This is a genomic window from Candidatus Poribacteria bacterium, assembly GCA_026702755.1.
In the GTDB taxonomy this organism is placed as follows: Bacteria; Poribacteria; WGA-4E; order WGA-4E; family WGA-3G; genus WGA-3G.
Genome location: JAPPBX010000058.1, coordinates 1 through 21,640 on the forward strand (window position 1 = coordinate 1; position 21,640 = coordinate 21,640).

At 47.4% G+C, this 21,640-nt stretch carries 21 protein-coding genes and 1 tRNA gene; 6 read left to right on the forward strand and 16 right to left on the reverse strand.

The features are described from left to right. Window positions 1–219 precede the first annotated feature (219 nt). Together OXH39_10330 and sucC are read right to left on the reverse strand one after the other, a co-directional pair. Window positions 220–1,419 (reverse strand): phosphoglycerate kinase, encoded by a 1,200-nt coding sequence (locus OXH39_10330; protein MCY3550842.1) that lies wholly within the window; start codon window positions 1,417–1,419, stop codon window positions 220–222. Between the two features lie 175 nt (window positions 1,420–1,594). Then, entirely contained in the window at window positions 1,595–2,779 is a 1,185-nt protein-coding gene (sucC, locus tag OXH39_10335; GenBank protein MCY3550843.1) for an ADP-forming succinate--CoA ligase subunit beta, read from the reverse strand. A gap of 246 nt (window positions 2,780–3,025) precedes the next feature. Here sucC and OXH39_10340 point away from each other — a divergent pair, with 246 nt between their 5' ends. Both OXH39_10340 and OXH39_10345 read left to right on the forward strand, forming a co-directional pair. Next, window positions 3,026–3,325 carry a hypothetical protein gene (locus tag OXH39_10340; protein MCY3550844.1) on the forward strand — a complete coding sequence of 100 codons (300 nt, stop codon included), beginning with the start codon at window positions 3,026–3,028 and terminating at the stop codon, window positions 3,323–3,325. Between the two features lie 77 nt (window positions 3,326–3,402). Next, on the forward strand, window positions 3,403–3,795 hold the full coding sequence (locus tag OXH39_10345; GenBank protein ID MCY3550845.1) for a hypothetical protein: 393 nt from the start codon (window positions 3,403–3,405) through the stop codon (window positions 3,793–3,795). A gap of 133 nt (window positions 3,796–3,928) precedes the next feature. Here the strand turns inward: OXH39_10345 and OXH39_10350 are convergent, their stop codons facing one another. From OXH39_10350 to OXH39_10405, 12 genes are all read right to left on the reverse strand, one after another. Next, the gene (locus OXH39_10350) at window positions 3,929–5,047 is read right to left on the reverse strand and encodes an AAA-like domain-containing protein (GenBank protein MCY3550846.1); all 1,119 of its coding nucleotides are present in this window, start codon (window positions 5,045–5,047) and stop codon (window positions 3,929–3,931) included. Window positions 5,048–5,103: 56 nt separating this feature from the next. After that, window positions 5,104–5,619 (reverse strand): 2-amino-4-hydroxy-6-hydroxymethyldihydropteridine diphosphokinase, encoded by a 516-nt coding sequence (gene folK, locus OXH39_10355; protein MCY3550847.1) that lies wholly within the window; start codon window positions 5,617–5,619, stop codon window positions 5,104–5,106. A gap of 36 nt (window positions 5,620–5,655) precedes the next feature. Further along, window positions 5,656–6,894: a beta-ketoacyl-ACP synthase II gene (gene fabF / locus OXH39_10360; protein MCY3550848.1), complete on the reverse strand. Its 1,239-nt coding sequence runs from the start codon at window positions 6,892–6,894 to the stop codon at window positions 5,656–5,658. Window positions 6,895–7,073: 179 nt separating this feature from the next. After that, on the reverse strand, window positions 7,074–7,307 hold the full coding sequence (gene acpP / locus OXH39_10365) for an acyl carrier protein (protein MCY3550849.1): 234 nt from the start codon (window positions 7,305–7,307) through the stop codon (window positions 7,074–7,076). A 134-nt stretch (window positions 7,308–7,441) separates the two neighbouring features. Continuing rightward, window positions 7,442–8,218 carry a 3-oxoacyl-ACP reductase FabG gene (gene fabG / locus OXH39_10370; protein ID MCY3550850.1) on the reverse strand — a complete coding sequence of 259 codons (777 nt, stop codon included), beginning with the start codon at window positions 8,216–8,218 and terminating at the stop codon, window positions 7,442–7,444. Between the two features lie 5 nt (window positions 8,219–8,223). Then, window positions 8,224–9,189 (reverse strand): ACP S-malonyltransferase, encoded by a 966-nt coding sequence (fabD, locus tag OXH39_10375; GenBank protein ID MCY3550851.1) that lies wholly within the window; start codon window positions 9,187–9,189, stop codon window positions 8,224–8,226. 156 nt (window positions 9,190–9,345) lie between these two features. Then, on the reverse strand, window positions 9,346–10,341 hold the full coding sequence (locus OXH39_10380) for a ketoacyl-ACP synthase III (GenBank protein MCY3550852.1): 996 nt from the start codon (window positions 10,339–10,341) through the stop codon (window positions 9,346–9,348). 120 nt (window positions 10,342–10,461) lie between these two features. Continuing rightward, complete coding sequence (rpmF, locus tag OXH39_10385; protein ID MCY3550853.1) at window positions 10,462–10,647, reverse strand: 50S ribosomal protein L32; 186 nt, start codon at window positions 10,645–10,647, stop codon at window positions 10,462–10,464. 146 nt (window positions 10,648–10,793) lie between these two features. Beyond that, window positions 10,794–11,339 (reverse strand): DUF177 domain-containing protein, encoded by a 546-nt coding sequence (locus OXH39_10390; GenBank protein ID MCY3550854.1) that lies wholly within the window; start codon window positions 11,337–11,339, stop codon window positions 10,794–10,796. A gap of 120 nt (window positions 11,340–11,459) precedes the next feature. Continuing rightward, entirely contained in the window at window positions 11,460–12,782 is a 1,323-nt protein-coding gene (locus OXH39_10395; GenBank protein MCY3550855.1) for a homoserine dehydrogenase, read from the reverse strand. 82 nt (window positions 12,783–12,864) lie between these two features. After that, a tRNA-Pro gene (locus tag OXH39_10400) sits at window positions 12,865–12,938 on the reverse strand. A gap of 278 nt (window positions 12,939–13,216) precedes the next feature. Then, window positions 13,217–14,002 carry a sugar phosphate isomerase/epimerase gene (locus tag OXH39_10405; protein ID MCY3550856.1) on the reverse strand — a complete coding sequence of 262 codons (786 nt, stop codon included), beginning with the start codon at window positions 14,000–14,002 and terminating at the stop codon, window positions 13,217–13,219. A gap of 206 nt (window positions 14,003–14,208) precedes the next feature. Here OXH39_10405 and OXH39_10410 point away from each other — a divergent pair, with 206 nt between their 5' ends. From OXH39_10410 to fusA, 4 genes are all read left to right on the forward strand, one after another. Continuing rightward, complete coding sequence (locus tag OXH39_10410; GenBank protein MCY3550857.1) at window positions 14,209–14,559, forward strand: DUF1232 domain-containing protein; 351 nt, start codon at window positions 14,209–14,211, stop codon at window positions 14,557–14,559. Between the two features lie 174 nt (window positions 14,560–14,733). Continuing rightward, window positions 14,734–16,314 carry a Do family serine endopeptidase gene (locus OXH39_10415; protein MCY3550858.1) on the forward strand — a complete coding sequence of 527 codons (1,581 nt, stop codon included), beginning with the start codon at window positions 14,734–14,736 and terminating at the stop codon, window positions 16,312–16,314. A 122-nt stretch (window positions 16,315–16,436) separates the two neighbouring features. Then, on the forward strand, window positions 16,437–17,438 hold the full coding sequence (locus OXH39_10420) for a zinc-binding alcohol dehydrogenase (protein MCY3550859.1): 1,002 nt from the start codon (window positions 16,437–16,439) through the stop codon (window positions 17,436–17,438). A 21-nt stretch (window positions 17,439–17,459) separates the two neighbouring features. Beyond that, the gene (gene fusA / locus OXH39_10425; GenBank protein ID MCY3550860.1) at window positions 17,460–19,616 is read left to right on the forward strand and encodes an elongation factor G; all 2,157 of its coding nucleotides are present in this window, start codon (window positions 17,460–17,462) and stop codon (window positions 19,614–19,616) included. A gap of 7 nt (window positions 19,617–19,623) precedes the next feature. Here the strand turns inward: fusA and OXH39_10430 are convergent, their stop codons facing one another. Together OXH39_10430 and OXH39_10435 are read right to left on the reverse strand one after the other, a co-directional pair. Further along, window positions 19,624–20,808 carry a P1 family peptidase gene (locus tag OXH39_10430; GenBank protein ID MCY3550861.1) on the reverse strand — a complete coding sequence of 395 codons (1,185 nt, stop codon included), beginning with the start codon at window positions 20,806–20,808 and terminating at the stop codon, window positions 19,624–19,626. Beyond that, complete coding sequence (locus tag OXH39_10435; protein MCY3550862.1) at window positions 20,805–21,341, reverse strand: DUF4416 family protein; 537 nt, start codon at window positions 21,339–21,341, stop codon at window positions 20,805–20,807. Before OXH39_10435 ends, OXH39_10430 begins: the two co-directional genes overlap by 4 nt. Window positions 21,342–21,640 lie beyond the last annotated feature (299 nt).

Here is a 21,640-nt window from a genome sequence, read left to right on the forward strand (position 1 = left end):
CCTGTGTATACCATTTTGCGTAGTCTTCACTACGGGGAACTATTTTATCAAACATTTTTTTAATTATGAGCCTCTGGGCATTGCTCCAAATGTAAAGCAAAGACAAATTATGCCATTTAAGGCATAATTTCGTTTCGCAACGGTTTTCGGTTAATTCTAATTGCCTTTGTATTATGAAGGGTTTCCTAAATTTTAGGCACTTTACTGACTTTAGAACACTCACTCCGTTTCTGAATCCGTTAAAGCAACGATACCGGGTAGCGATTTTCCTTCTAAAAACTCTAAGGAGGCACCGCCTCCTGTTGAGATATGCGTCATCCGATCAGCGACACCGGCTTGTTGTATCGCTGCGACACAATCACCACCGCCGATAATACTCACCGACTCCGAATCGGCAATCTGTTTCGCCACGGCGATCGTGCCTTGCGCGAACTTCTCGAACTCATAGACACCCAAGGGACCGTTCCACACCACAGTTTTGGCTGTTGCGATCTGTTCACCGAACGCTGCTACTGTTTCGGGACCGATGTCTAACCCCTGCCAGTCATCGGGGATATATCCTTTGTCTACAACCTTAGACTTCGTTTCAGGATCAAAAGCTTTGCCCACAACGTGATCTATCGGCAGTAAGACAGTGTCTGAGAAGTCCTCCCTTTCGACCAACGATTTTGCAACGTCAAGTTTCTCGGTTTCAACAAGCGAATTGCCGATACTGAACCCCATTGCTGATAAAAATGTATATGCCATACCGCCGCCGATGAGGAGTTTATCCACCTGTTCAAGGAGCGTTTCAATGAGTGTAATTTTGTCAGATATTTTTGCACCACCGAGAATAGCGACATAAGGACGTGCAGGGTTTTCCAGGCTCGTACTTAGATAATAGATTTCGCGTGCCATCAAGAATCCCGCGACACACGGATTCAGGTAGTGCGTCACGCCTTCAGTTGATGCGTGTGCCCGGTGTGCTGTCCCGAAGGCATCGTTGACATAGACATCCGCGAGCGAGGCAAGTTGCTCGGCAAATACCGCATCGTTCTCTGTTTCTTCAGTATAGAAGCGGACATTTTCAAGAAGCAGTACCTCCCCATTGCGCAAAGATTCCACAGCATTTTGGACCGACTTGCCGATGCAATCCTTGACGTGTGCGACGCGCGTGCCGAGCTTCCGACTGAGAGCTACGGCAATCGGTTCAGTCGAAAGCACCTCTCGGTCTGCTGACGAACCGACTTCGGGTCTCCCTAAATGTGTCACCAAGATGATTTTAGCATCGGCATTAATGAGGGCTAAGAGCGTCGGCAAAACAGCAGTGATGCGGGTTTCATCGGTGATTTTCCCATCTTTCATCGGGACGTTGAAATCCACCCGCACTAGGACGCGTTTTTCGTTAACGTCTATGTCCTTTAATTCAAGTTTTTCCATATTTTTTTCAAGTTATTCGTTATCCGTTGTCAGTAACCGTCGGCAGCGGATGGTGTTCTCGCACGGACCTAATCCGTTGACACCACCTATTGATAATCGGAAACTGAAAACCCTTTACCTGTCCAAAACCGGTTTCCTATCAATTCGGACGGTTAGGTTGCCCATTATGTTATTTTTATGCAGGGTTTGCTGCTGTTACTGCCAGTTGTGCCGCTTCAGAGAGTCCTTCTGCTTGTTGAACGTTCAGGTCCGATTCGGCAATAATCTGTTTTCCGAGTTCTACGTTTGTCCCTTCTAACCGGACGACGAGCGGAACGTTGAGTTCAACCTGTTTCGCCGCTTCAACGATACCGTTCGCGATTGTATCACATTTCATGATACCACCGAAGATGTTAACGAGAACAGCCTTTACGCTTTCGTCTGCAAGAATAAGACGGAAAGCGTGCGCCACTGCCTCAACAGATGCCCCACCCCCGACATCGAGGAAGTTTGCCGGTTCGCCACCGTTCTGTTTGATAATATCCATCGTTGCCATTGCTAATCCGGCACCGTTCACCATACACCCAATATCGCCATCAAGACGGATGTAACTCAAACCAGATTCGCTCGCTTCCAGTTCACTCGAGTCTTCTTCGTGGGGGTCTCGCATCTCAGCAATGTCAGGATGTCGCCAGAGTGAATTGTCGTCAAGATTGACCTTGGAATCGAGTGCGACGATCTCTAATTCGTCATCTTTTGATATAATCGCCAACGGGTTAATCTCTACGAGTGAACAGTCGCAGTTAGTGAATGCATCATAAAGCGATAAAATTAGTGCTGTGGCGTTTGGAATAATTGGGTGATAGGTCGAGTTAGCAATCAGTTTGTATGTGAACTTTCGCGCTTGAAATTCCGTTAAACCGAAAGCAGGGTCAATTTGTGTTCTAATGATTTTTTCGGGGGTTTGCGCTGCGACTTCCTCAATATTGACTCCCCCCTCTTCGCTGCCGATTAAGGTGAGCTGTGAGGTTTCACGGTCAAGCAATATAGCGAGGTAGTATTCTTTCTCTATTTTTACGGCTTCGGCGACAAGGACTTTACGGACCTGTTTCCCTTCGGGACCGGTCTGTGGTGTTACGAGCTGCATGCCGAGAAGAATTCCGGCGTGTTGTTTGACTTCTGCAGTGGAGTTTGCAACTTTGATGCCGCCGCCTTTCCCGCGTCCACCCGCATGGATTTGTGCCTTGACAACGTATCTCTCACAATTGAGTTCCTGCGCGATGGCTTCCGCCTCCTCCGGTGTTTCGGCAACCTCACCGGGCAGCGTATTAACCCCGTAGGATTCGAGAATTTGTTTGGCTTGGTATTCGTGGATATTCATGTTTTCTGTTTGATTCTTTGGTAAGACTCCTTCAGCACTGGTAAGAGCGGATGTATTTCGTCAGTATGTCTTGAATTAATATATCAAGAATTATACTATATTTGGGAGAAAATTGCAAGTTTTTCAGGTTCGCTGACCTTGCCTCTAAAGCCTATTTGGACCGCATGCGAAAATTTTACTATCCCTTTTAATCTTGCGGGACTCTATATAAACAACCTGATTTCACTGGAGGTGGAAACCATGTTTATGCAGAAATTTAAAACAGGTTTTCGGTTGCTCGGGACTTTTCTTCTGAGGTTCCTACTCGGAATCATGGCTGCTTACTTATGGATCGCGGGTCTGGCTTTTATGGGTCGTATTACAGTAGGGCGACTCGCTGAACGCTATATGGATGGCCGCTATGACGAACTGAGGGATACGGTGTTTGACCTTATGTATCCTGTCGGGTGGTATGGTGCTTGGGTGTTGGTGGGTGTAGCCATTATCTGGGGGTTTTCGCAAGGCAGGTTAGATATCCGGAGGTGGCTAAGGAGGCGGCATGCTTAAGAAGTAATGTCGTTTTCACAGACAGACATCCGACGTATATATTTCATCAATAGTGAATCAACAGAAGGAGAAGTATCATGAGAACTATTCAATTTTGGCAGAAATTCGTGCAGATTTTTCGGTTACATTGGGAATATCATTGGTCATATCACCATCCGAAAACCAGTCAGCACGTGCAAACAATGCAGAAAGTAGAGTGTTTTCGGGATAAAGCACGTTTTCGCGTTAATGGGAGTGATGACCCCTTTCATGAGTTCCTCGTTTTTCGTCCAAAAGGGAGTGAGGAAAACACAGGTTTCTTATTTTTAGTCGATGAAGAGGCTAACGCCTACGCAGATGTACCGAAAGGCTGGCAGATAATTGACTTATACGGCACCGAAGCACTTGGTGATGTTGTCGGCCTCTTGGATGGTAAACGCTATTTGTTTGAAGGCGGATCTAACAAGCTGCTCGCTGTAGCAGAAGAATGAGATTTGCCTGTTAGAACAAACAACTTAGAGGTTGTTTTGTTTGTATCTTCAATCTTCGGTGGATGCGTTTCGTGAGCAGGCATACCTATAGAAACAGACTGCTCTGGTTCCAACTGTGTTGTTCCTCAAGATGTTAAGCAGTGTCATCTGGTAAATATTCCTGTTCGAGTCCGTTCACTATCGGTTTGAATGTGTCTATGATGCAATAGTGATAAATTGGGTTGACAATTTCACACATACCGTCAGCACCTTCAACAATAACACCATAAGTAGCAAGTTCGTTGATAATGTCACTGTCCAAGTTGAAATCCACGCCTTCATCATAAGAGGCGATTTTCATGAGGAGTGCCTCAAACCGGCGATCCCTACGGATATTGGTTATCAGGTGATCAATATTCGTGTGTCCTTCGCGAAGGAGTTGGATATGTGCTTCTGAAAAATGTGTCATCGTAATCGGTTCGCTTTTCGGGATGTCTAATTCCTCGGTAAGAATTTGCGCGAAACGATTGACCAGCACAGGCTGACCGGCAGTCTGTTTGTGGATGGCTTCAATGGTTTCAGGTGCGAAGGGTTGTCCGACTTCGTCGGTATATTGTGAAAAGAGTTCTTGTACCTGTTCAATTGTGAAATTAGGTAATTTGAATTCGTCTTGTATATTAAAGGGAGAGATGGAGCGATCGTAGTTGAGTTGTGTGATGTTCTTGACCCCGACGATGCCGACGCTGTGCGGACACCGAGTCTTCCGAGAAAGGTAAATTTGACGCAGCGAATGCAGGAACCCTCTAATAGCATCCCGTGGAATACTGTCAAACTCGTCAATAATCACGACAAACCGCTGATTTTCCAGCAGCCCTCCAAGATCTTCAAAAAACTCCCGCATCGAAATAGGTTCAGTTATCTGCGCGTTCGCCAAAAATCCATTGAGCGCATCAGAAGGACTCTTCCCGCGTTTCTGGAAGACACTCTTAATTTCTTTACACATTTCTTTGCAGAGAGACCTATAAAAAGCATCGGCATCGCTGTCTACGTACCCTTCAAAATTAAGCTGTATTGGGAAATAGGTGCTACCTTCAGTTTCAAGTGCGTCGAGGGCATTTTGGAAGAATGTTGTCTTGCCTGTCTGACGCGGCGCAAAGAGGACGATATATCTGCCTTTTTTTATGCGATCCATAAAATCCGCAAGCTCATCTGTGCGTGCGACAACGTAGTTATCCTCAACATAGACAGGACCGCGGGTCTCAAACCATCTCATCTTTCTATTCTCCTTTAAGTGGCTGTGGAAATTATATCAGATTGTGGTGCGGAAGTCTATAAGAAACAGGTTTGAGACAACCTTATGGATTCTGATTTAGATATGGATTTATCATCGTCAAGGTGTTCAAACAAGGTTTGAACAGTTTCTTGAAAAACTGGGTGCACGACATCCGGGGCGATTTCTGCCAAAGGGACCAGTACGAAACCGCGGAGATGCATCTCCGGGTGCGGAATGACAAGTTTCTCAGTCTGGAGACACAAATCTCCATAGATGAGTATATCCAAGTCGATTTCTCTTGGACCCCAGCGGATACGGTGTTGTCTACCAACTTCAGTTTCGATGTCTTTTAAGGTGTGTAGCAAGGAAAGGGGAGAAAGGGAGGTCTGGATGGCAGCAACACCGTTCAGGAACTCTGCTTGCGCTTCATAACCGACGGGGGCTGTTTTGTAAACGGAGGAAATTTTTTGTAAGGTGATTCCCTCCGTTTTTGATAAAGCATGAATGGCGTTCTGGATATGCGCCAGTCGGTCGCTGATGTTGCTTCCGAAGCCGATGTATGCTAAGGGCATAGCGTTTCCGACACACCTCCAGATGAACAAAGAATATTAACCTGAGAATTTACGGATGGCGATTGAGGTGTTGTGACCACCGAAACCGAAGGCGTTGGAGAGCGCAACTTCAACGTTCGCGTCACGGCTTTCATTTGGGACGTAGTCCAGGTCACAATCTTCGTCCGGCATATCGTAGTTGATAGTTGGTGGTAGGAAACCTTTCTCCATCGCACCCAAGCAAGCGATGAGTTCCACAGCCCCTGCAGCACCGAGTAGATGACCCACCATTGATTTGGTAGAACTAACGGGAATTTTATATGCTTGTTCGCCGAACAGGGTTTTGATGGCGTTTGTTTCAGCGACATCACCAATCGGTGTAGAAGTGCCGTGAGCATTGATATAATCGACGGCATCTAATGATAATTCAGCATCTTGGAGTGCGAATTCCATCGCTTTCGCCGCGCCTTCACCGTTTTCAGGTGGACTTACCATATCGTGGGCATCTGAGGTCATTCCGTAGCCGATTATTTCCGCATAGATATAAGCACCGCGTTTTTGGGCATGCGATAGCGATTCAAGGATTAATACACCCGCGCCATCACCCATAACAAAGCCGTCCCTGTCCTTCGTAAACGGCCGCGAGGCGCGTTCAGGTTCATCGTTACGCTCTGACATGGCACGCATCGAACAGAATCCGGCAAAAGCTAAGGGGGTAATCGCTGATTCTGTGCCGCCAGTAAACATCATATCTGCTTCACCGCGCTGAATCATACGGAACGAATCACCCATGGAATGATTCGCACTTGCACATGCAGTGACAGATGTAGCATTAGGACCTTTGAGATTAAAGTGGATTGATATCTGTCCTGCTGCCATGTTGATAATCATGTACGGTACAAGGAATGGACTCACGCGTTTGGCACCCTTTTCGGCAAGGATTTTTGCGTTGTCTTCAAGGACACCGATGCCTCCGATCCCAGAGCCGATTTGCACACCGGCACGATAAGGATCAACTTTATCAAGGTCCAAACCCGCATCCTCGTGCGCCATGATTGCAGCAGCAAGCGCGTACTGAATAAACAGCGGTAGCCTGGACGCGGCGCGGCGATCCATGTACTGTTCCGCCTGAAAATCCTTTACTTCTCCGGCGATTTGGGTGCGATGCTCAGAGGCATCAAAATAGGTTAAAGGTCCGATTCCGTTTTTACCGCTGGCAAGCGCATCCCAATATTCTTCTTTCGTGTTGCCAATAGCATTGACGACACCGATTCCTGTAATAACTACACGCTCCACGAGACCGATCCTTTTTTTAAGGGTTATCAGTTATCAGTTATCAGTCATCGGTCAGAGGTTTCTCTGTAACAATCTATCCCACTTTGGAGTATTCCAGGGTAGGGTGAATTGTTAGGTCAAAGTCTCTTAACTGAAAACTGACAACTCGTAACTGACAACTGATAACTGATAACTAAAATCTACACATGTTCGTCCAGGTAACTCAAGGCATCTTGGACAGTCTGAATTTTTTCAGCATCGCTGTCAGGGATTTCGATATCGAATTCCTCTTCAAGTGCCATAACTAACTCAACGGTATCAAGCGAATCAGCCCCCAGGTCTTCCATGAAAGAGGAATCTGGAGTGACGTTATCTTCATCAACACCGAGTTGTTTCGCAATAATTTCGATAAGGCGTTCTTGGTTTGTTGCCATAAGCGTTTCTCTTATCTCCTATGAAATGGTTGTCAGTTATCGGTTATCAGTTAAGGGGTGGATCTGTTGAAGTAGGGTACTCTTTAACTGATAATTGACCATTGACAACTATTAAAGTCGACTACTATTTTGAATTACATCACCATGCCCCCGTCGACCTGAAGTATTTGACCGGTGATATAGCGTGCAGCATCTGAAGCCAAAAAACAGGCAGCGTCCGCTACATCTTCTGGATGTCCAAACTCCCGTAGTGGGATTAGTCCAAGCAGTTGTTTCTGATTATCTTCCGAGATTTGTGCCGTCATGTCTGTTGTGATGAAACCCGGGGCGATAGCGTTTACGGTAATACCGCGAGCACCAACTTCTTTCGCTGTTGCCTTTGTAAATCCGATGATACCAGCTTTCGCCGCAGCATAATTCGCTTGTCCTGCGTTTCCCGTCAATCCAACAACTGACGAGATGTTGATAATGCGCCCACTTTTCTGGCGTATCATAGGGCGAAGGACTGCGCGCGTACAGTACATTGTGCCAGTCAGATTCGTCTGTAACACTGCATCCCAATCTTCATCTTTGAGCCGCATGAGCAGCGTATCGCGGGTGATACCCGCATTGTTCACGAGAATGTCAATTTGTGAAAACTGTGCAATTGTTTTTTCAATAAGTTCTTCAACATCTGCCTTTTGGGAGATGTCGGCAGCCATTGAGAGTGTGGTGTAGCCTTTCTTCTGCAGCGTTTCAGCAATTTGTGTGACCGCCTCAGCAGAACGTGAGCAGAGAACGACGTTCGCACCGGCTTCACAGAGTCTCTGTGCAATCGCCGCGCCGATACCTCGCGACGCGCCTGTAACGATAGCCGTTTTGCCGCTGAGTAAATCTTCTCTAAAGGCACTCCGCTCGGTTGTCGCGTCCATTATGTTTATCCACCATTTCCATATTTATCTGTTACGAGAGATAGCGTCTTAACATCTTCAACATTCACTGTGCTACTTTCGGGAAGTGTTCGTTTTACCAAGCCAGATAGAACCTTCCCGGGACCCACCTCTACAAAATGTGTGATACCGGTTTCCTCAATAGTATACAGTGTCTTTTCCCACTGGACGGGTTGTGTTATCTGCTGAAATAAGAGATGTTTAATATTGTCTATGTCTGTTGCAAGTTTGCCCGTCACATTCATCACGATATCCACTTGTGGCGGATGCAATGTCACCGAGTCAAGCACAGATTGAAACTTTTGTTGTGCAGGTGCCATCAGTGGCGAGTGAAACGCACCACTCACTGGCAAGGGACGACACCTTCTCTCTCCAATTTCGGCTTTAGCGAGCTCAACGATGTGATTGACTGCCGGGACTTCTCCAGAGATTACCAATTGCCCAGGACAGTTGTAATTGGCAATGTTCACAGTCCTTTCAGTGCTATCACAGAGTTGCTGCAATTGCTCCGTTTCCATTCCGAGGATTGCCGCCATTGTGCCTTGTTGTGTTTCACCTGCTTCCGCCATAAGACTCGCACGTGCGTGCACTAAGCGCAATGCATCTGAGAACGCAAGTACACCTGCCGCCACAAGTGCGGAATACTCACCTAAACTATGTCCGGCAACCACGTTGGGGACAACATCCTGTTCGTTTAAGGCTCGCAATGTGGCTACACTACAGGTTAAGATCGCAAGTTGTGTATTTTCCGTCTGCTTTAGTGTTTCTTCCGGTCCCTCAAAACAGAGTTGACTCAAGGTGTGTCCATCTTGCTTAGGTAGACTACGCCAAAAGGTGTCGGCTTCCTGAAAAACAGCCTCGACAATCGGAGAGGTTTTCGCTAACTCTGCCCCCATGCCTACCTGCTGTGAACCCTGTCCTGGAAAAATAAATGCCAAACGGTTATCAGTCATCAGTTTTAATCATCAACTCGTGCCTTAACAAAAGTATCTGTAGACGAGTTGATGTTTAAAGTTATCAGAGTTAAGAGTTATCAGTTGTCACGGGTCGGTAGAAGAGTGGTTTGATCGGATGAGAATCCTCTTTCACTGACTACCGCAGACTGAAAACTATAATCTTAGAAGTGTGCTTCCCCACGTCAAACCTGCGCCAAAAGTCACAAATAGGAGAAGATCTCCCGGTTTTGCGCGACCTTCGCGAATTGCTTCATCTAATGCTATGATGATCGTTGCTGCAGAGGTGTTACCGTATTTGTCAACATTGATATAAACCTTCTCTCGCGGCACACCGAGCCTATCTCCCACTGCTTCAATGATGCGAAGATTCGCTTGATGGGGGATTAAGAGATCGATCTCTTCTACGCTGACATCAGCCTCACGAAGCACGCGTTGAGCGGCTTCTGGCATGAGTCGGACACCTAATTTAAAGACTTCTCGTCCATTCATCTGGAGCTTGTCTAACTTCTGATCAATCGCTTCAGCGGTGACTGGCATTCTGGAACCGCCTGCGGGGATACCGAGAAGGTCGATGTCGGCGTAATCTCCGTCAGAGCCAATATAGGATGCGAGGATACCTTTGGGTTCGTCTGTGGCTTGCACAATAGCCGCGCCAGCACCGTCTCCAAAGAGGACACATGTGCTTCTATCGTTCCAGTCAATGATGTTGTTGAAGATCTCACCACCGATGACAAGAATGGTGTCGCATCGTCCAGATTTAATCATTCCGTCAGCTAAATCAAGTCCATAGAGGAAACCTGCGCATGCGGCAGATATATCCATTGCCGAAGCGTCCTTTGCACCGATACCTTTCTGGACATAGCACGCTGTTGAGGGAAAAAATGTGTCGGGCGTAACCGTCGCGACGAGAATCATGTCGATGTCAAGCGGATCAATATGTGCATTTTTAATAGCCCATCGTGCGGCATGAATACAGAGATCCGAGGTAGCGACATCCTCTTCAGCAATACGCCTCTCAACAATCCCTGTTCGTTGCTGAATCCATTCGTCAGTTGTATCAACCATTTTCTCGAGATCAAGGTTGGTAACAACCTGTTCAGGGAGATAAGACCCCGTTCCTGTGATGGCTGCATGTCGAAGTTGCGTCATTATGTCTCTCTTAAAATTTTTGGTGTTGTGGGCACCGCTTGCAGGTTTCCTATACTGAAATAGACAAGCCGAAACTTGCTGTAAAACATCTATGTTCGCTGATTTCTAAGAGATCTTTACTTATGCCTCGTCCGCGGATTTCAGCACGGGTCGCCCATTATAATGTCCACATTCGGAACAGACTCGGTGAGAAATAATCGTCTCCCCACAGTATGAACAGACACTTGTGGCTTTATCATAGAGCGCGTGATGGCTCCGCCGCGATCTTTTTTTCGCTTTTGACGTTTTCCGTTTTGGGTGTGCCATGGATTATCTCCTTTGTCTTATTTAAAGGTCGTGATTCGGGAATTGCTCCTAACAATTCAAAGATTTATTACAGTTTCAACTGCCCGCACGCCGCTGGCGAGGTTTAAAACCTCGCCAGCAAGGGTGCTGCGTAAGTCCTGATAATTTCAACTGTTATCCAACATTTTTGAAAGGACTGAAAATGGATTAGCGGCAGATACCGGGGTCTCACTCGTTAGCTCACAAGAGCATTCCGCCGTATTAAGTTCGGTGCCACATTCAGGACATAAACCTTTACAGGCTTCAGAACAAAGGGGCCATGCCGGTATTTCAAGGACAAGTGCCTGCCGGACATCTTCTGAAATATTTAACGTTTCTCCGTCATAGTATCGCTCCCCGTCTTCCTCCTGTTCCGAGGATTCGTTACCAATGGAGAATAACAGATCAAGTGTCGCCGTTAGGTCCACCTCAAAAGGATTAATACAGCGTCGACATTCTACCAAAAGCGTTGTGGTAATATCGGCTGTCACATAAATATTGTCGTCCTCTTGGCGAAAAAGAGTAGCTGTACATGACAGTGGATCGATAAATTTTGCCTCTTCATAAGTCAAATCAAGGGATGCGGACGGCACAACTGCTTCGTATTCCTTGAAGTCCTCATCTCGAAAGTCTTTCATATCGAACACTAACGTATTTCTTATGCCTTCCTTCATATTCAATCTCCCTCAACTATCTGTTAGAGACAGGCTTCAGGTTTCCCCTACCGTTACAGTCGAACGCCAAGGTCGGATAGGTGAGTCCCCTCGTCCCTACATTATGAATATCGGAACAACTTAGAAATCAACTTCTTCTTCAATTCTGATGAGTTGTGCTTCGTCTTTCACATCTTCAAGCGTGTAGATCTCAGCGAGCGCGGCTTTCATGTTCTTTTCGCGTGCTTTGTGTGTCAACATAACGAGTGACACCGTCTCCATACCGTGCGGATCTTTTTGAATGACGGAAGCGATACTAATCTGCCAATTCCCCAGAACAGTACCGATTTTCGCGAGAACTCCAGGACGGTCAGCAACAACAAAACGGAGGTAGTAGCGTGTCTCTATATCGTCAATAGAACATATCCCGACCTCTGCCTGTGAGCCGGCAAACCATGCGCGTGAAATCGGCGTGCTCACGCCTTGTTGCACAGATTTCGCGGCATCAATGATGTCAGCGACAACAGCACTCGCTGTTGGCATCTCACCGGCACCCTGTCCGTAAAAGAGCGTCGGACCGACTGCATCGCCAATGACACAAACCGCATTGAATGCACCGCCGACGTTCGCAAGCAAACTCCGCTCCGGCACGAGTGTCGGATGCACGCGTGCTTCCACACGATTCCCATCATTTAACTTCGCAATGGCGAGCAGCTTGATGACGTAACCGAGTTCGCGGGCGTATTGAATCTCTTTTTGGGTAATGTTTGTAATACCTTCGACATGGAATTGTGGGAGCGAGATGTTGCACCGATAGGCAAGGGCAATCAGAAGGATGAGTTTCTGCGCAGCGTCAATTCCTTCAACGTCAAGCGTTGGATCGGCTTCGGCATATCCCATGTCTTGTGCGGCTTTGAGGACTTCTGAAAAGTCCACCGCGCGCTCGTGCATTTCCGTCAAAATGTAGTTACACGTGCCGTTCACAATACCGTAAAGGGAGTGAATCTGGTTGCCTGCAAAACTCTCCTGAAGCGTTTTGATAATCGGGATGCCGCCTGCCGTGCTTGCTTCAAAATTAAGGCTAACTTGATGTTCGGAAGCCAGTTGAAACAGTTCACCACCGTGTTCAGCAAGGAGGGCTTTGTTTGCTGTGACGACATGTTTGCCGTTTTGGAGGGCGCGCTTGATGAGGGAATGCGCTTCCGTAACACCGCCGATAAGTTCGACAACGATATCGATATCCGGGTTGTCAACGACTTCCGCCGGGTCGGTCGTCAAACAATCTATAGGGAGCTCAACGCCTTGACGTGTTGCGGGTAGCGTCCGTTTCACTATTTTTTTTAGGCATAATTCTGTGCCACTATTTTTGGCGATGAGGGCGTTCTGATTTATCAGAATTTTGGAAACACCGGTGCCGACAGTACCCCATCCTAAGATGCCAACATTAATACACGACTTATCCACTACTCCAACTCCCTCCCTTCTTTACTATCTACCGTGCAGCTTGTCCATGCAACGCTTACAAACTAATATTGCGTATCAGAGATCGGGGCGACTGGATTCGAACCAGCGACCTCTTGAACCCCATTCAAGCGCGCTTCCGGGCTGCGCCACGCCCCGTTAACAAGATTAAATCTTTTTAATTGTACCACAAGTCACTATAGATGTCAAATAAAAAAGATTGCCCATTTCAGAAACCGCCGATTTGCATGAAACAAGCCGATCACCTCTATATCTGAGTCTGAAAGGACTGCTATCCGGTTATTCAAAGGGTTGTCCAATCTGGTATTTTCTGTAAAAAAATAAGGCGAGGTCTTCGTATCTCACAGGCACTTTAGGTACACGCAGAATGGGTCGTCTACGAAGACTCGCCTCCGTTTGCTATGAATATAAGACCTCTAAGCAAAACCCATCTCTTTCAGGTTTCTGAGGCTGATATCTAAACTTTCAAATGGGTCGCGTTCGTAGCAGGTATCTTGTTCGATAATATACCACTCGACCTCTGCGTAAATGCAAGCGGTCAGAATAGCTGTCCAATTAAGATTGCCTTCACCAATTTCCGCGAAGCGTTGTGTAGAGCCTTGCATCGCCATATCCTTGAGATGGATGATGTCAGCGCGTCCCCTTAACTCGCGAATCCACGCGGCTGGGTCGCCACCACCGTGCTGGATCCAATAAGTATCCAATTCACTTTTAAAATAATTCGGATCGCTTTCTGCATACAGAATCTCTAACCCGGTACGCCCGTTAAAGCGTTCCAACTCGAAACTATGATTGTGATAGGAGAAGGTCAACCCACCTTCGGCAAGGCGCGCTGCGACTTCGGATGCTTCCTTTGCGAATTTAGCGTACCCTTCAGCGGTTCGGTATTCACCGGGCAGTCCGCCGATTGCGGCGTGCTTACATCCCCAGAGTTGATGTTCATCAATAACGGATTGCGGTTCATCGCGCATCCTCTCGTAACTCGTATGTGTTGCGATGATACTGATGCCTTCACCATCAACAATGTTTTTCAGAGCAGTGGGTTCGATTGGACCAAGTGCTGAACATTGCACCGCCTCATATCCGAGTTGCCGAACTTTTTTCATCGTCTCCGCGATGTCAGCTTCGGTTTTGGTGAATTCCCTAACGGTATAAAGCTGCGCGGCAATTTGCTGCGCGGACAGTTCATTTTGTGTTGCCATAATATCTCCTTCTGTTTGGCATGTACTTTTTCTTGATTGGTAGTGTATCAAAAAAAAGTATAACGGTCAAGTTAATGTACACTAAAGTTTGGACAATTTGTTTCGATCGAAACATGTAGACGGATTTTCAGAAAAGCAAACGCTCATCGCCGCTTTTACGAAGAATTGATTTGCATATAAAAAACGGGTTTGGTAAACTTTAAGGTATGTTTAACTCTTTTTTCTTCGGTGGTAAAAGTCGAGGATCCTTTCGATTTTTCCGCCTCCTTCTTCATCTTCCAAATTTCGTCAAATTGGCGTGGCGACTGTTTATTGATGAACGCGTTCCGGTCTATCGGAAGGCGATTCTTGTGCTTGCCGAATTATTAGCTGTTATATTCGCTGTTGCGTACTTGCTGAATCCACTCGATTTTGATTTTCTCCCCATCCTTGGTCGTATTGACGATCTTATCGTTGGTGCTTTTGTGATTCTTGTGCCGGGGGCATGGCTTTTTATTCGTCTCTGTCCAGAGCACATTGTCCGTGAACATGTAGATCGAATTTCGCGTAAAGAGTGAAAGAAGGTCATCAGACACGAAGCATTTTTTAGATACCCGTTTTTTTTTGAACTTTTTTGCAACTTTATTTTCCAATAGGTGTGTCTTTAGGACATAAATACAAAAAAATAAAAATGGTTTCGGTCCGCCTCCGAGAGCGGAACCATCCCTGAACTATATTGGAGGTTTTATATCATGTTCAGACTTGGAACCAAATTTCAAATTCCAGTAAGAGTGCTTTTGGTGTTAGTGGCACTCATCGTCGCGGCGGCACTTGTCATTGACCGAGGGACAGATGAGTTTACATTACAAACCGCAATCGGACAAACGAACGACACACTTGAAAAATCGGAAGATTTTCTGCACTTAGAACGAGCGAATCAAGCGTTTATTGACTTAGTAGCACAGACGCGACCTGCTGTCGTACAAATTACAACGAAAATGAGACAAAATAGGCGCGAGGAACCACGAAGAGAACAGATGTCGCCCGAAGAGGAGGACCAGCTTAGACGCTTTTTCGGGGATGAGTTTTTCAGACGCTTTTTTAGAGAACAGGTGCCGCAGGACAGGAATCCTGAACCCCTTAAAGGTATCGGCTCTGGGGTGATTGTCAGTGATGATGGTTATATCCTTACCAATAACCATGTCATTGAAGGCACCGATGAAATTAAAGTTACCTTAGCAAACCAGAAAGAATATCAGGCGAAACTTGTTGGACGAGATGCCGCCGGAACCAAGGTCGGTGGTACTGACTTGGCACTTCTGAAAATTGATGCTGAAGGACTTCCTATGCTTCGATTCGGCGACTCGGACGCGCTTGAGGTTGGTGAATGGGTTATAGCAATCGGTAATCCGCTTAATTTCTCACAAACTGTAACGCGCGGTATTGTGAGTGCAAAGGGACGGACAAGGTTTAGCGGCATTCAATACGGTAACTTCATTCAAACGGATGCTCCTATTAACCGCGGAAACAGCGGCGGTGCCCTCATAAACATCCGCGGCGAATTAGTGGGTATTAATACGCTAATTGCCACCAGCGGTTTTACCATGGGAAATATCGGTCTCGGCTTTGCTGTTCCGAGTAATACGGCACAACAGGTCTTGCCACAACTTGTTAAACACGGTAAGGTAGAACGCGCTTGGCTCGGCATTAGTATGGAAAATGTTAATCAGGAATTGACAGAAAAATTAAACTTTGACGCGCCGCGCGGTGCCCACGTCACAGCAGTTGGTAAAGGCAGTCCTGCTGAAAAAGGTGGCATTCAGCCTGAAGACGTTATTGTTGAATTTAATGGTGAAGCAGTCCAAGATATATATCATCTGACGCTTCTTGTGGGTGCAGCGGAGATAGGCAAGTCTGTTGATCTGACTGTCCTCCGAGAGGGCAATCGGGAAGAACAGTTAACTGTTAAATTAGAGAAACGCACAGAAGAAGTTCTTACGAGACTCACCGAGGAACAACAGGAATTCTTTGCAGGTTTTCAGGTGCAAAACCTGACTCCGTTGTATGCTGAGGAATACGGTTATGCGTCGGATGAAAAAGGTGTGATTGTCAGGGGTGTTGAACGCGACAGTGATGCGGCGAGGCAGGGTATCAGACCGGGATCCCTCGTTCAAGAAATGGAATGGAGACCGATTGATGACCTTGAGACCTATTCACGTCTTGTGAATCAATTGAAGCAAGAAAAGAAAGAACAGGTGCTCTTCTATGTCAAATCGCCTCACGGACAGGGTGGTGGGTATGTTACAGTAAAGATTCCCACACCTGACCGGTAATTGGGGCAGCGAGTTCTACTTGATTGTGGAATTTGCGAGTTAAAACTTGACGGATAGTTGTTTTTGTGGTATACTGCCCGAAAACAACTATCCGTCATCATATTAAGAGGTTCAGATTGGAAATGAAAGCACAACGGGTCGTTTGGCCTGATCGCGCTAAAGTTGAGGTTGAAACGTTCGCGTTACCGCCTGTCGGAGATGATGAAGTACTTGTCGCTACGGAATGCACACTCATCAGTCCCGGCACGGAGCGAGCGTTTTTGTTAGGACTCCCAAATGCCCAAGGAAGATACCCATCCCGCCCGGGTTACAGTAATATCGGCAGGGTGATAGAGGTCGGCAAAGCAGTCGCCGACTGTGAAATAGGGGATCGCGTTGCTTCGACCCAAGGACATACAAGCCATTTTGTGACTTCACCGAGTCGTTTGTTGAAGGTGGCATCGCCTGATGTTCCGGCTGAAGAAACCGTCTTTTTTAACCTTGGTGCGATTGCATTGCAAGGGGTTCGGAAGGCGCGAATCGAATTGGGTGAAGCGACGTTGGTCTTGGGACAAGGACTTATCGGTTTGTTGGCAATGCAGCTCTCAAAACTGAGTGGTGCACTGCCAGTCATTGCCGCAGACCTCACCGATAGCCGTCTTGACCTCTCTAAACGTGTGGGAGCGGACTACACCTTCAACCCTGAAGATGCCGATTTCTCCGAACAATTGGGTAACCTTACGGAAGGTAGTGGTCCCGCAGTTGTTATTGAGGCAACTGGACACCCGGATGCGATTAGTACCGCTTTGGATGTCGCGGGCAGAGATGCACGGGTGGTACTTCTGGCAAGTACCCGCGGCGAGACACCGAGTGTGAACTTCTATCGGGATGTACACAAAAAAGGTCTTATTCTTTATGGGGCGCACAATTCTATCCGCCCGCGTCAAGAGTCGTCACCGAACTTCTGGACACTTGAAGATGACAGTGTATTACTGTTATCGCTCATTACACATAAGCGTTTCGACGTTTCTCCATTGATTAGTCACCGCGTCCCTGGAGAAGACGCACCGAAGGCATATCAACTTCTTATGGAATGGAACCCTGGCTTACTTGGTGTCGTTCTTCAATGGAACAACAGCATGTAGGCACGAATCTGCAAGGAAAAAATGGCACGCGAATATCCGATTGAAAACGTACGCAACATCGGCATTGCAGCCCACATTGATGCCGGCAAAACGACCACAACCGAACGGATCCTGTTCTATACCGGTAAAAAGCATAAGATCGGTGCAGTAGATGATGGGACCGCTGAGATGGATTGGATGGTCCAAGAGCGAGAACGCGGTGTTACGATTACCGCTGCTGCAACAACCTGTTTCTGGCGAGAACACGCAATTCACCTTATTGACACACCCGGACATGTTGATTTCACGGTAGAAGTGGAACGCTCCTTACGGGTTTTGGATGGGGCTATCGCGCTTTTCTGCGCTGTTGGTGGGGTGGAACCGCAGTCGGAAACTGTCTGGCATCAAGCGGAACGCTATAATGTTCCACGCATCGTTTTCGTTAATAAAATGGATAGGGTTGGCGCGAATTTCGCACGCGTTCTGGAGATGATGAAAGAACAATTGGGGGCAAACCCGCTCCCGCTCCAATTACCGATGGGCGAAGGTGCCGATTTCTCAGGCGTTATTGATCTACTAACACAAAAAGCGATGCGCTGGGATGATTCCGATCTCGGACAGACTTATGTAGAGGTAGAGATCCCACCTGAATTTCAGGATGAAGTGGCATTGGCGCGGGAAACGCTTTTTGAGAGTGTTGCTGTTGAAGATGAAACCCTGCTCGAAAAATACTTGGGCGGTGAAGAGATAACCCACGATGAGTTGTTACGGGTTATCCGTGCAACGACGCTAAGTGGAACATTAATTCCCGTACTGTGCGGAAGCTCCTTGAAAAATCAGGGTGTTCAACCACTGCTTGATGCAGTCATCGATTTTTTGCCATCCCCCGTTGAGGTGCCACCTATAGAAGGGACTGTCCCAAATTCCGCCTCTAACAGCGCACGTTCCAAGCGTGCTGAAGATACGTCCGCCGAATCGGATAAAGTAACACGTCTCGCAGACGACACTGCCCCGTTCTCGGCGTTAGCGTTTAAAGTAGCAAGTCATCCGACAGTGGATAAACTCGTTTACTGTCGAGTCTATTCAGGTGTGCTCAAGCGTGGAGAGGCTATCTACAACGTCCGTTCTGAAAAACGGGAACGCACGAATCGCATCTTACAGATGCACGCCAACAAAGAGGCAGTGTGTGATGCGGCTTACGCCGGTGATATTGTTGCCCTCGTCGGGCTTAAGGATACCAAGACCGGAGATACTATCACCGATCCAAAGGAGCCTCTTCTGCTGGAGTCCATCACTTTCCCGGAACCTGTCATCTCCGTTGCTATTGAGCCTGAGCGCGCAAGCGATGCTGATGCATTGGAGGAAACGCTTGAAAAATTGATGGATGAAGATCCAACGTTCACTGTAGGGATTGACAAGGAGACTGGACAGCGGATTATTTCTGGCATGGGTGAGCTGCATTTAGAGATTCTCGCAGACCGGATGATACGCGAATTCGGAGTCAATGCTCGGGTGAGCAAACTTCAGGTGGCGTATCGTGAGACCATCAGTAGTTTTGCGGAGGCTCAGGGTACACACATCCATAAAACAGATGAAGAGGGCATCTATGGCGATGTACTACTGACAGTTGAGCCGTTGGAACGTGGCGAGGGGTTTCAGTTTGAGGACAACACGGACGAGACACAAATCCCACGACAGTATATCCCGTTTATTGAGAAGGCGTTGGAAGGCGCGATGGGGACAGGTCCCCGCATTGGATACCCGATGCAAGACGTGAAGGTGACGCTTACAGGCGGTTCCTATCATCCAACGGATTCTTCGGAGGTGGCATTTGAAGCGGCAGCGATATTGGCGTTTGAAAACGCAACCAGAAAGGCGAACCCTTTGCTCTTAGAACCAATTATGCGGATGCACATCACTGCCCCCGATGAATATATCGGTAAGGTCATCGGAGATCTCAACGCACGCAGGGCACAGATTAACGAGAGCACAACACAGGACCCATCTACTACCGGACACGCCTCACAGTTAACACAAAGTGTTATCAGCACCTTTATTCCATTGTCAGAGACGTTTCAGTACACGACGCGGCTCCGATCAATGACCCAGGGACGTGGTGCGTTCACATTAGAATTTTCACATTATGAGGTGGTCCCAGAGTCGCTTGCACCGGGTGCCAAGCCCATCAGTATGGCTTAGACACCGGTTAACGCCCGTATGCTTTCATTACTTTTTGTAGTTCCGCCAATGGAATGGCGTACATTGTTCTACCTTTGCGTCCTGTGGTTGTCGTTGCCATTGTCATCGAATTGACGATAGCCTCTTCTGTGGCTTCAATAACCGCTTGAAACAGCGAACTTAAGCGTCTATTGACGAGCATTTGGATTTGAAAGGTACCGGTTTCAGTACCGCTTGAAAAGATATTTGCGGTGGAAAATGCGATGACGAATTCACCGCTACCGTCTGTACTCGGTGTACCTGTGCGGGCAAGTCCGTGTGTTGCGCGGATCGCTAATTGCTTCAGTTGACGGTGTGTTAACGGGGCATCCGTCGCGATGACAATGATGAACGAGCCGTCTCTGGTCGGTTTTGGTGGGGACCCGGTAATTTCCCTACCAACAGGAACGCCGTCGATTCGCAACTGATGGCGCCGCCCGCCATTGGAATTAACAAGTACACCGACTGTCCACCCGCCTTGCTCCTCAGGCAGAACGCGGGAGGCGGTTCCGATGCCAGCTTTGAAACCGTAACATCGCATTCCTGTACCGCCACCAACACTTCCCTCGGTTACGGGACCGTCGGTGGCGTTCTTAATGGCTTCAATTGCGTGCTGTGCTGTAACATGGAGGCCACTAATGTCGTTCAAACCGCCATCATAGCACTCCGCTACAATTGGCAGCACAATGTTGTTATTCGGATACCGCTCCACAATGTAGCGCACAACGCCGTCATGGACTGCCCCAACACTGAGTGTATTTGTGAGCATAATGGGAGATTCAATCCATCCTGCTTGATTAATACGGGCGATGCCGGTTGCTTCACCGTTGCCGTGGATAGTATATGCTGCGCCGAACAGACGTGCTGTCCAAATGTCGTCACTCGGAAGGATAGCGGTAACACCGGTGCGAATTGAATCGCCTTCATTCAGCGTGACGTGTCCGACCTTCACCCCCACCACGTCAGTGATGGCATTGTGTGTACCGGTTGCGAGGCTACCGATCTGAATGCCGATATCGCGTGCCCGTGCGCGGATATCTGAGTCTGTAGATTCAATGTTAACACTGTATATAGAAGAACATGCCCAAAAAATACCTGTGAAAACAACGAGAATCAACAATTTCATGTTGCGCGGGATCTCAGCGTCTCGTATTCTTTTTAATAATGTCTTCATTGTTCCAATTGTTTCCTATAGATTTTGCGAATTTGGTTAAAAATGGTGATGTACCTTGGTAACCGGTAGTCCGGGTAACTCCACTCCCAGGGTTGAAATGTCTTGCGATGGAAGCGGAGCGTGATTTCGGCATAAATGCCATCGCTGAGGTAGATGCGGTGTGCGTGATCCTTCGTTGATGCGAGCACTAATTTTGCCAAGCAGATGTAACCCACATCTAAATTGACGCGCCGTGCGTCACCTGTAGCGGTTCTTACGGCGAAGGCTTGCTCCACTTTATTTGTGAATAACTTCATCTCCGCGAGTGTACCGCCGTCAATGAGCTTTTCAAAACTGATAAACTGCCGTTGAATATCTGGTCCCATCTCGGTTTCATAATAAGTCGTGCTGGTGAAAGGCAATAGTTCGCTTGTGAAATCAATGGGACCGAGACGCTGTGTCAACTCCGCATAGACGGTTGACAAGAGGTCGGGGTCCACAGTCAGCACACCTATAATGGCTTTAACAGGTTGCGGCATTGTAATTGTTCCCATGGGGTCCTCTGTAACGAAAAGGGAATCGGGAATCGGAGTGTTTTCGTCTTTTTCTGAAAAAACTTGACTTTTGTTTCTCTTTTTGGTATAATTATAGTATCGTGTTGGCAGGCGTGTCAAGCGTAGTCACTCGGCTATGTGCCTGCCTCTCACTTGACAGGGGATAAATACACGATACACGATAGCCAATGCAGTCTATAAAATGCATAAGAAATTGTTCAAAACACACCCTTTGCTGAAGTATACCAGACCGGATGCGACTTGTCAATGTTTTGTTTCATGTCCGGTGTATAGCATAT

Excerpts from the sequence above, each read along its gene's own strand:
- OXH39_10330 (MCY3550842.1), bottom strand. The coding sequence starts at position 1,419 with ATGGAAAAACTTGAATTAAAGGACATAGACGTTAACGAAAAACGCGTC.
- sucC (MCY3550843.1), bottom strand. The coding sequence starts at position 2,779 with ATGAATATCCACGAATACCAAGCCAAACAAATTCTCGAATCCTACGGG.
- OXH39_10340 (MCY3550844.1), top strand. The coding sequence starts at position 3,026 with ATGCAGAAATTTAAAACAGGTTTTCGGTTGCTCGGGACTTTTCTTCTG.
- OXH39_10345 (MCY3550845.1), top strand. The coding sequence starts at position 3,403 with ATGAGAACTATTCAATTTTGGCAGAAATTCGTGCAGATTTTTCGGTTA.
- OXH39_10350 (MCY3550846.1), bottom strand. The coding sequence starts at position 5,047 with ATGAGATGGTTTGAGACCCGCGGTCCTGTCTATGTTGAGGATAACTAC.
- folK (MCY3550847.1), bottom strand. The coding sequence starts at position 5,619 with ATGCCCTTAGCATACATCGGCTTCGGAAGCAACATCAGCGACCGACTG.
- acpP (MCY3550849.1), bottom strand. The coding sequence starts at position 7,307 with ATGGCAACAAACCAAGAACGCCTTATCGAAATTATTGCGAAACAACTC.
- fabG (MCY3550850.1), bottom strand. The coding sequence starts at position 8,218 with ATGGACGCGACAACCGAGCGGAGTGCCTTTAGAGAAGATTTACTCAGC.
- fabD (MCY3550851.1), bottom strand. The coding sequence starts at position 9,189 with ATGACTGATAACCGTTTGGCATTTATTTTTCCAGGACAGGGTTCACAG.
- OXH39_10380 (MCY3550852.1), bottom strand. The coding sequence starts at position 10,341 with ATGACGCAACTTCGACATGCAGCCATCACAGGAACGGGGTCTTATCTC.
- rpmF (MCY3550853.1), bottom strand. The coding sequence starts at position 10,647 with ATGGCACACCCAAAACGGAAAACGTCAAAAGCGAAAAAAAGATCGCGG.
- OXH39_10390 (MCY3550854.1), bottom strand. The coding sequence starts at position 11,339 with ATGAAGGAAGGCATAAGAAATACGTTAGTGTTCGATATGAAAGACTTT.
- OXH39_10405 (MCY3550856.1), bottom strand. The coding sequence starts at position 14,002 with ATGGCAACACAAAATGAACTGTCCGCGCAGCAAATTGCCGCGCAGCTT.
- OXH39_10410 (MCY3550857.1), top strand. The coding sequence starts at position 14,209 with ATGTTTAACTCTTTTTTCTTCGGTGGTAAAAGTCGAGGATCCTTTCGA.
- OXH39_10415 (MCY3550858.1), top strand. The coding sequence starts at position 14,734 with ATGTTCAGACTTGGAACCAAATTTCAAATTCCAGTAAGAGTGCTTTTG.
- OXH39_10420 (MCY3550859.1), top strand. The coding sequence starts at position 16,437 with ATGAAAGCACAACGGGTCGTTTGGCCTGATCGCGCTAAAGTTGAGGTT.
- fusA (MCY3550860.1), top strand. The coding sequence starts at position 17,460 with ATGGCACGCGAATATCCGATTGAAAACGTACGCAACATCGGCATTGCA.
- OXH39_10430 (MCY3550861.1), bottom strand. The coding sequence starts at position 20,808 with ATGAAGACATTATTAAAAAGAATACGAGACGCTGAGATCCCGCGCAAC.
- OXH39_10435 (MCY3550862.1), bottom strand. The coding sequence starts at position 21,341 with ATGGGAACAATTACAATGCCGCAACCTGTTAAAGCCATTATAGGTGTG.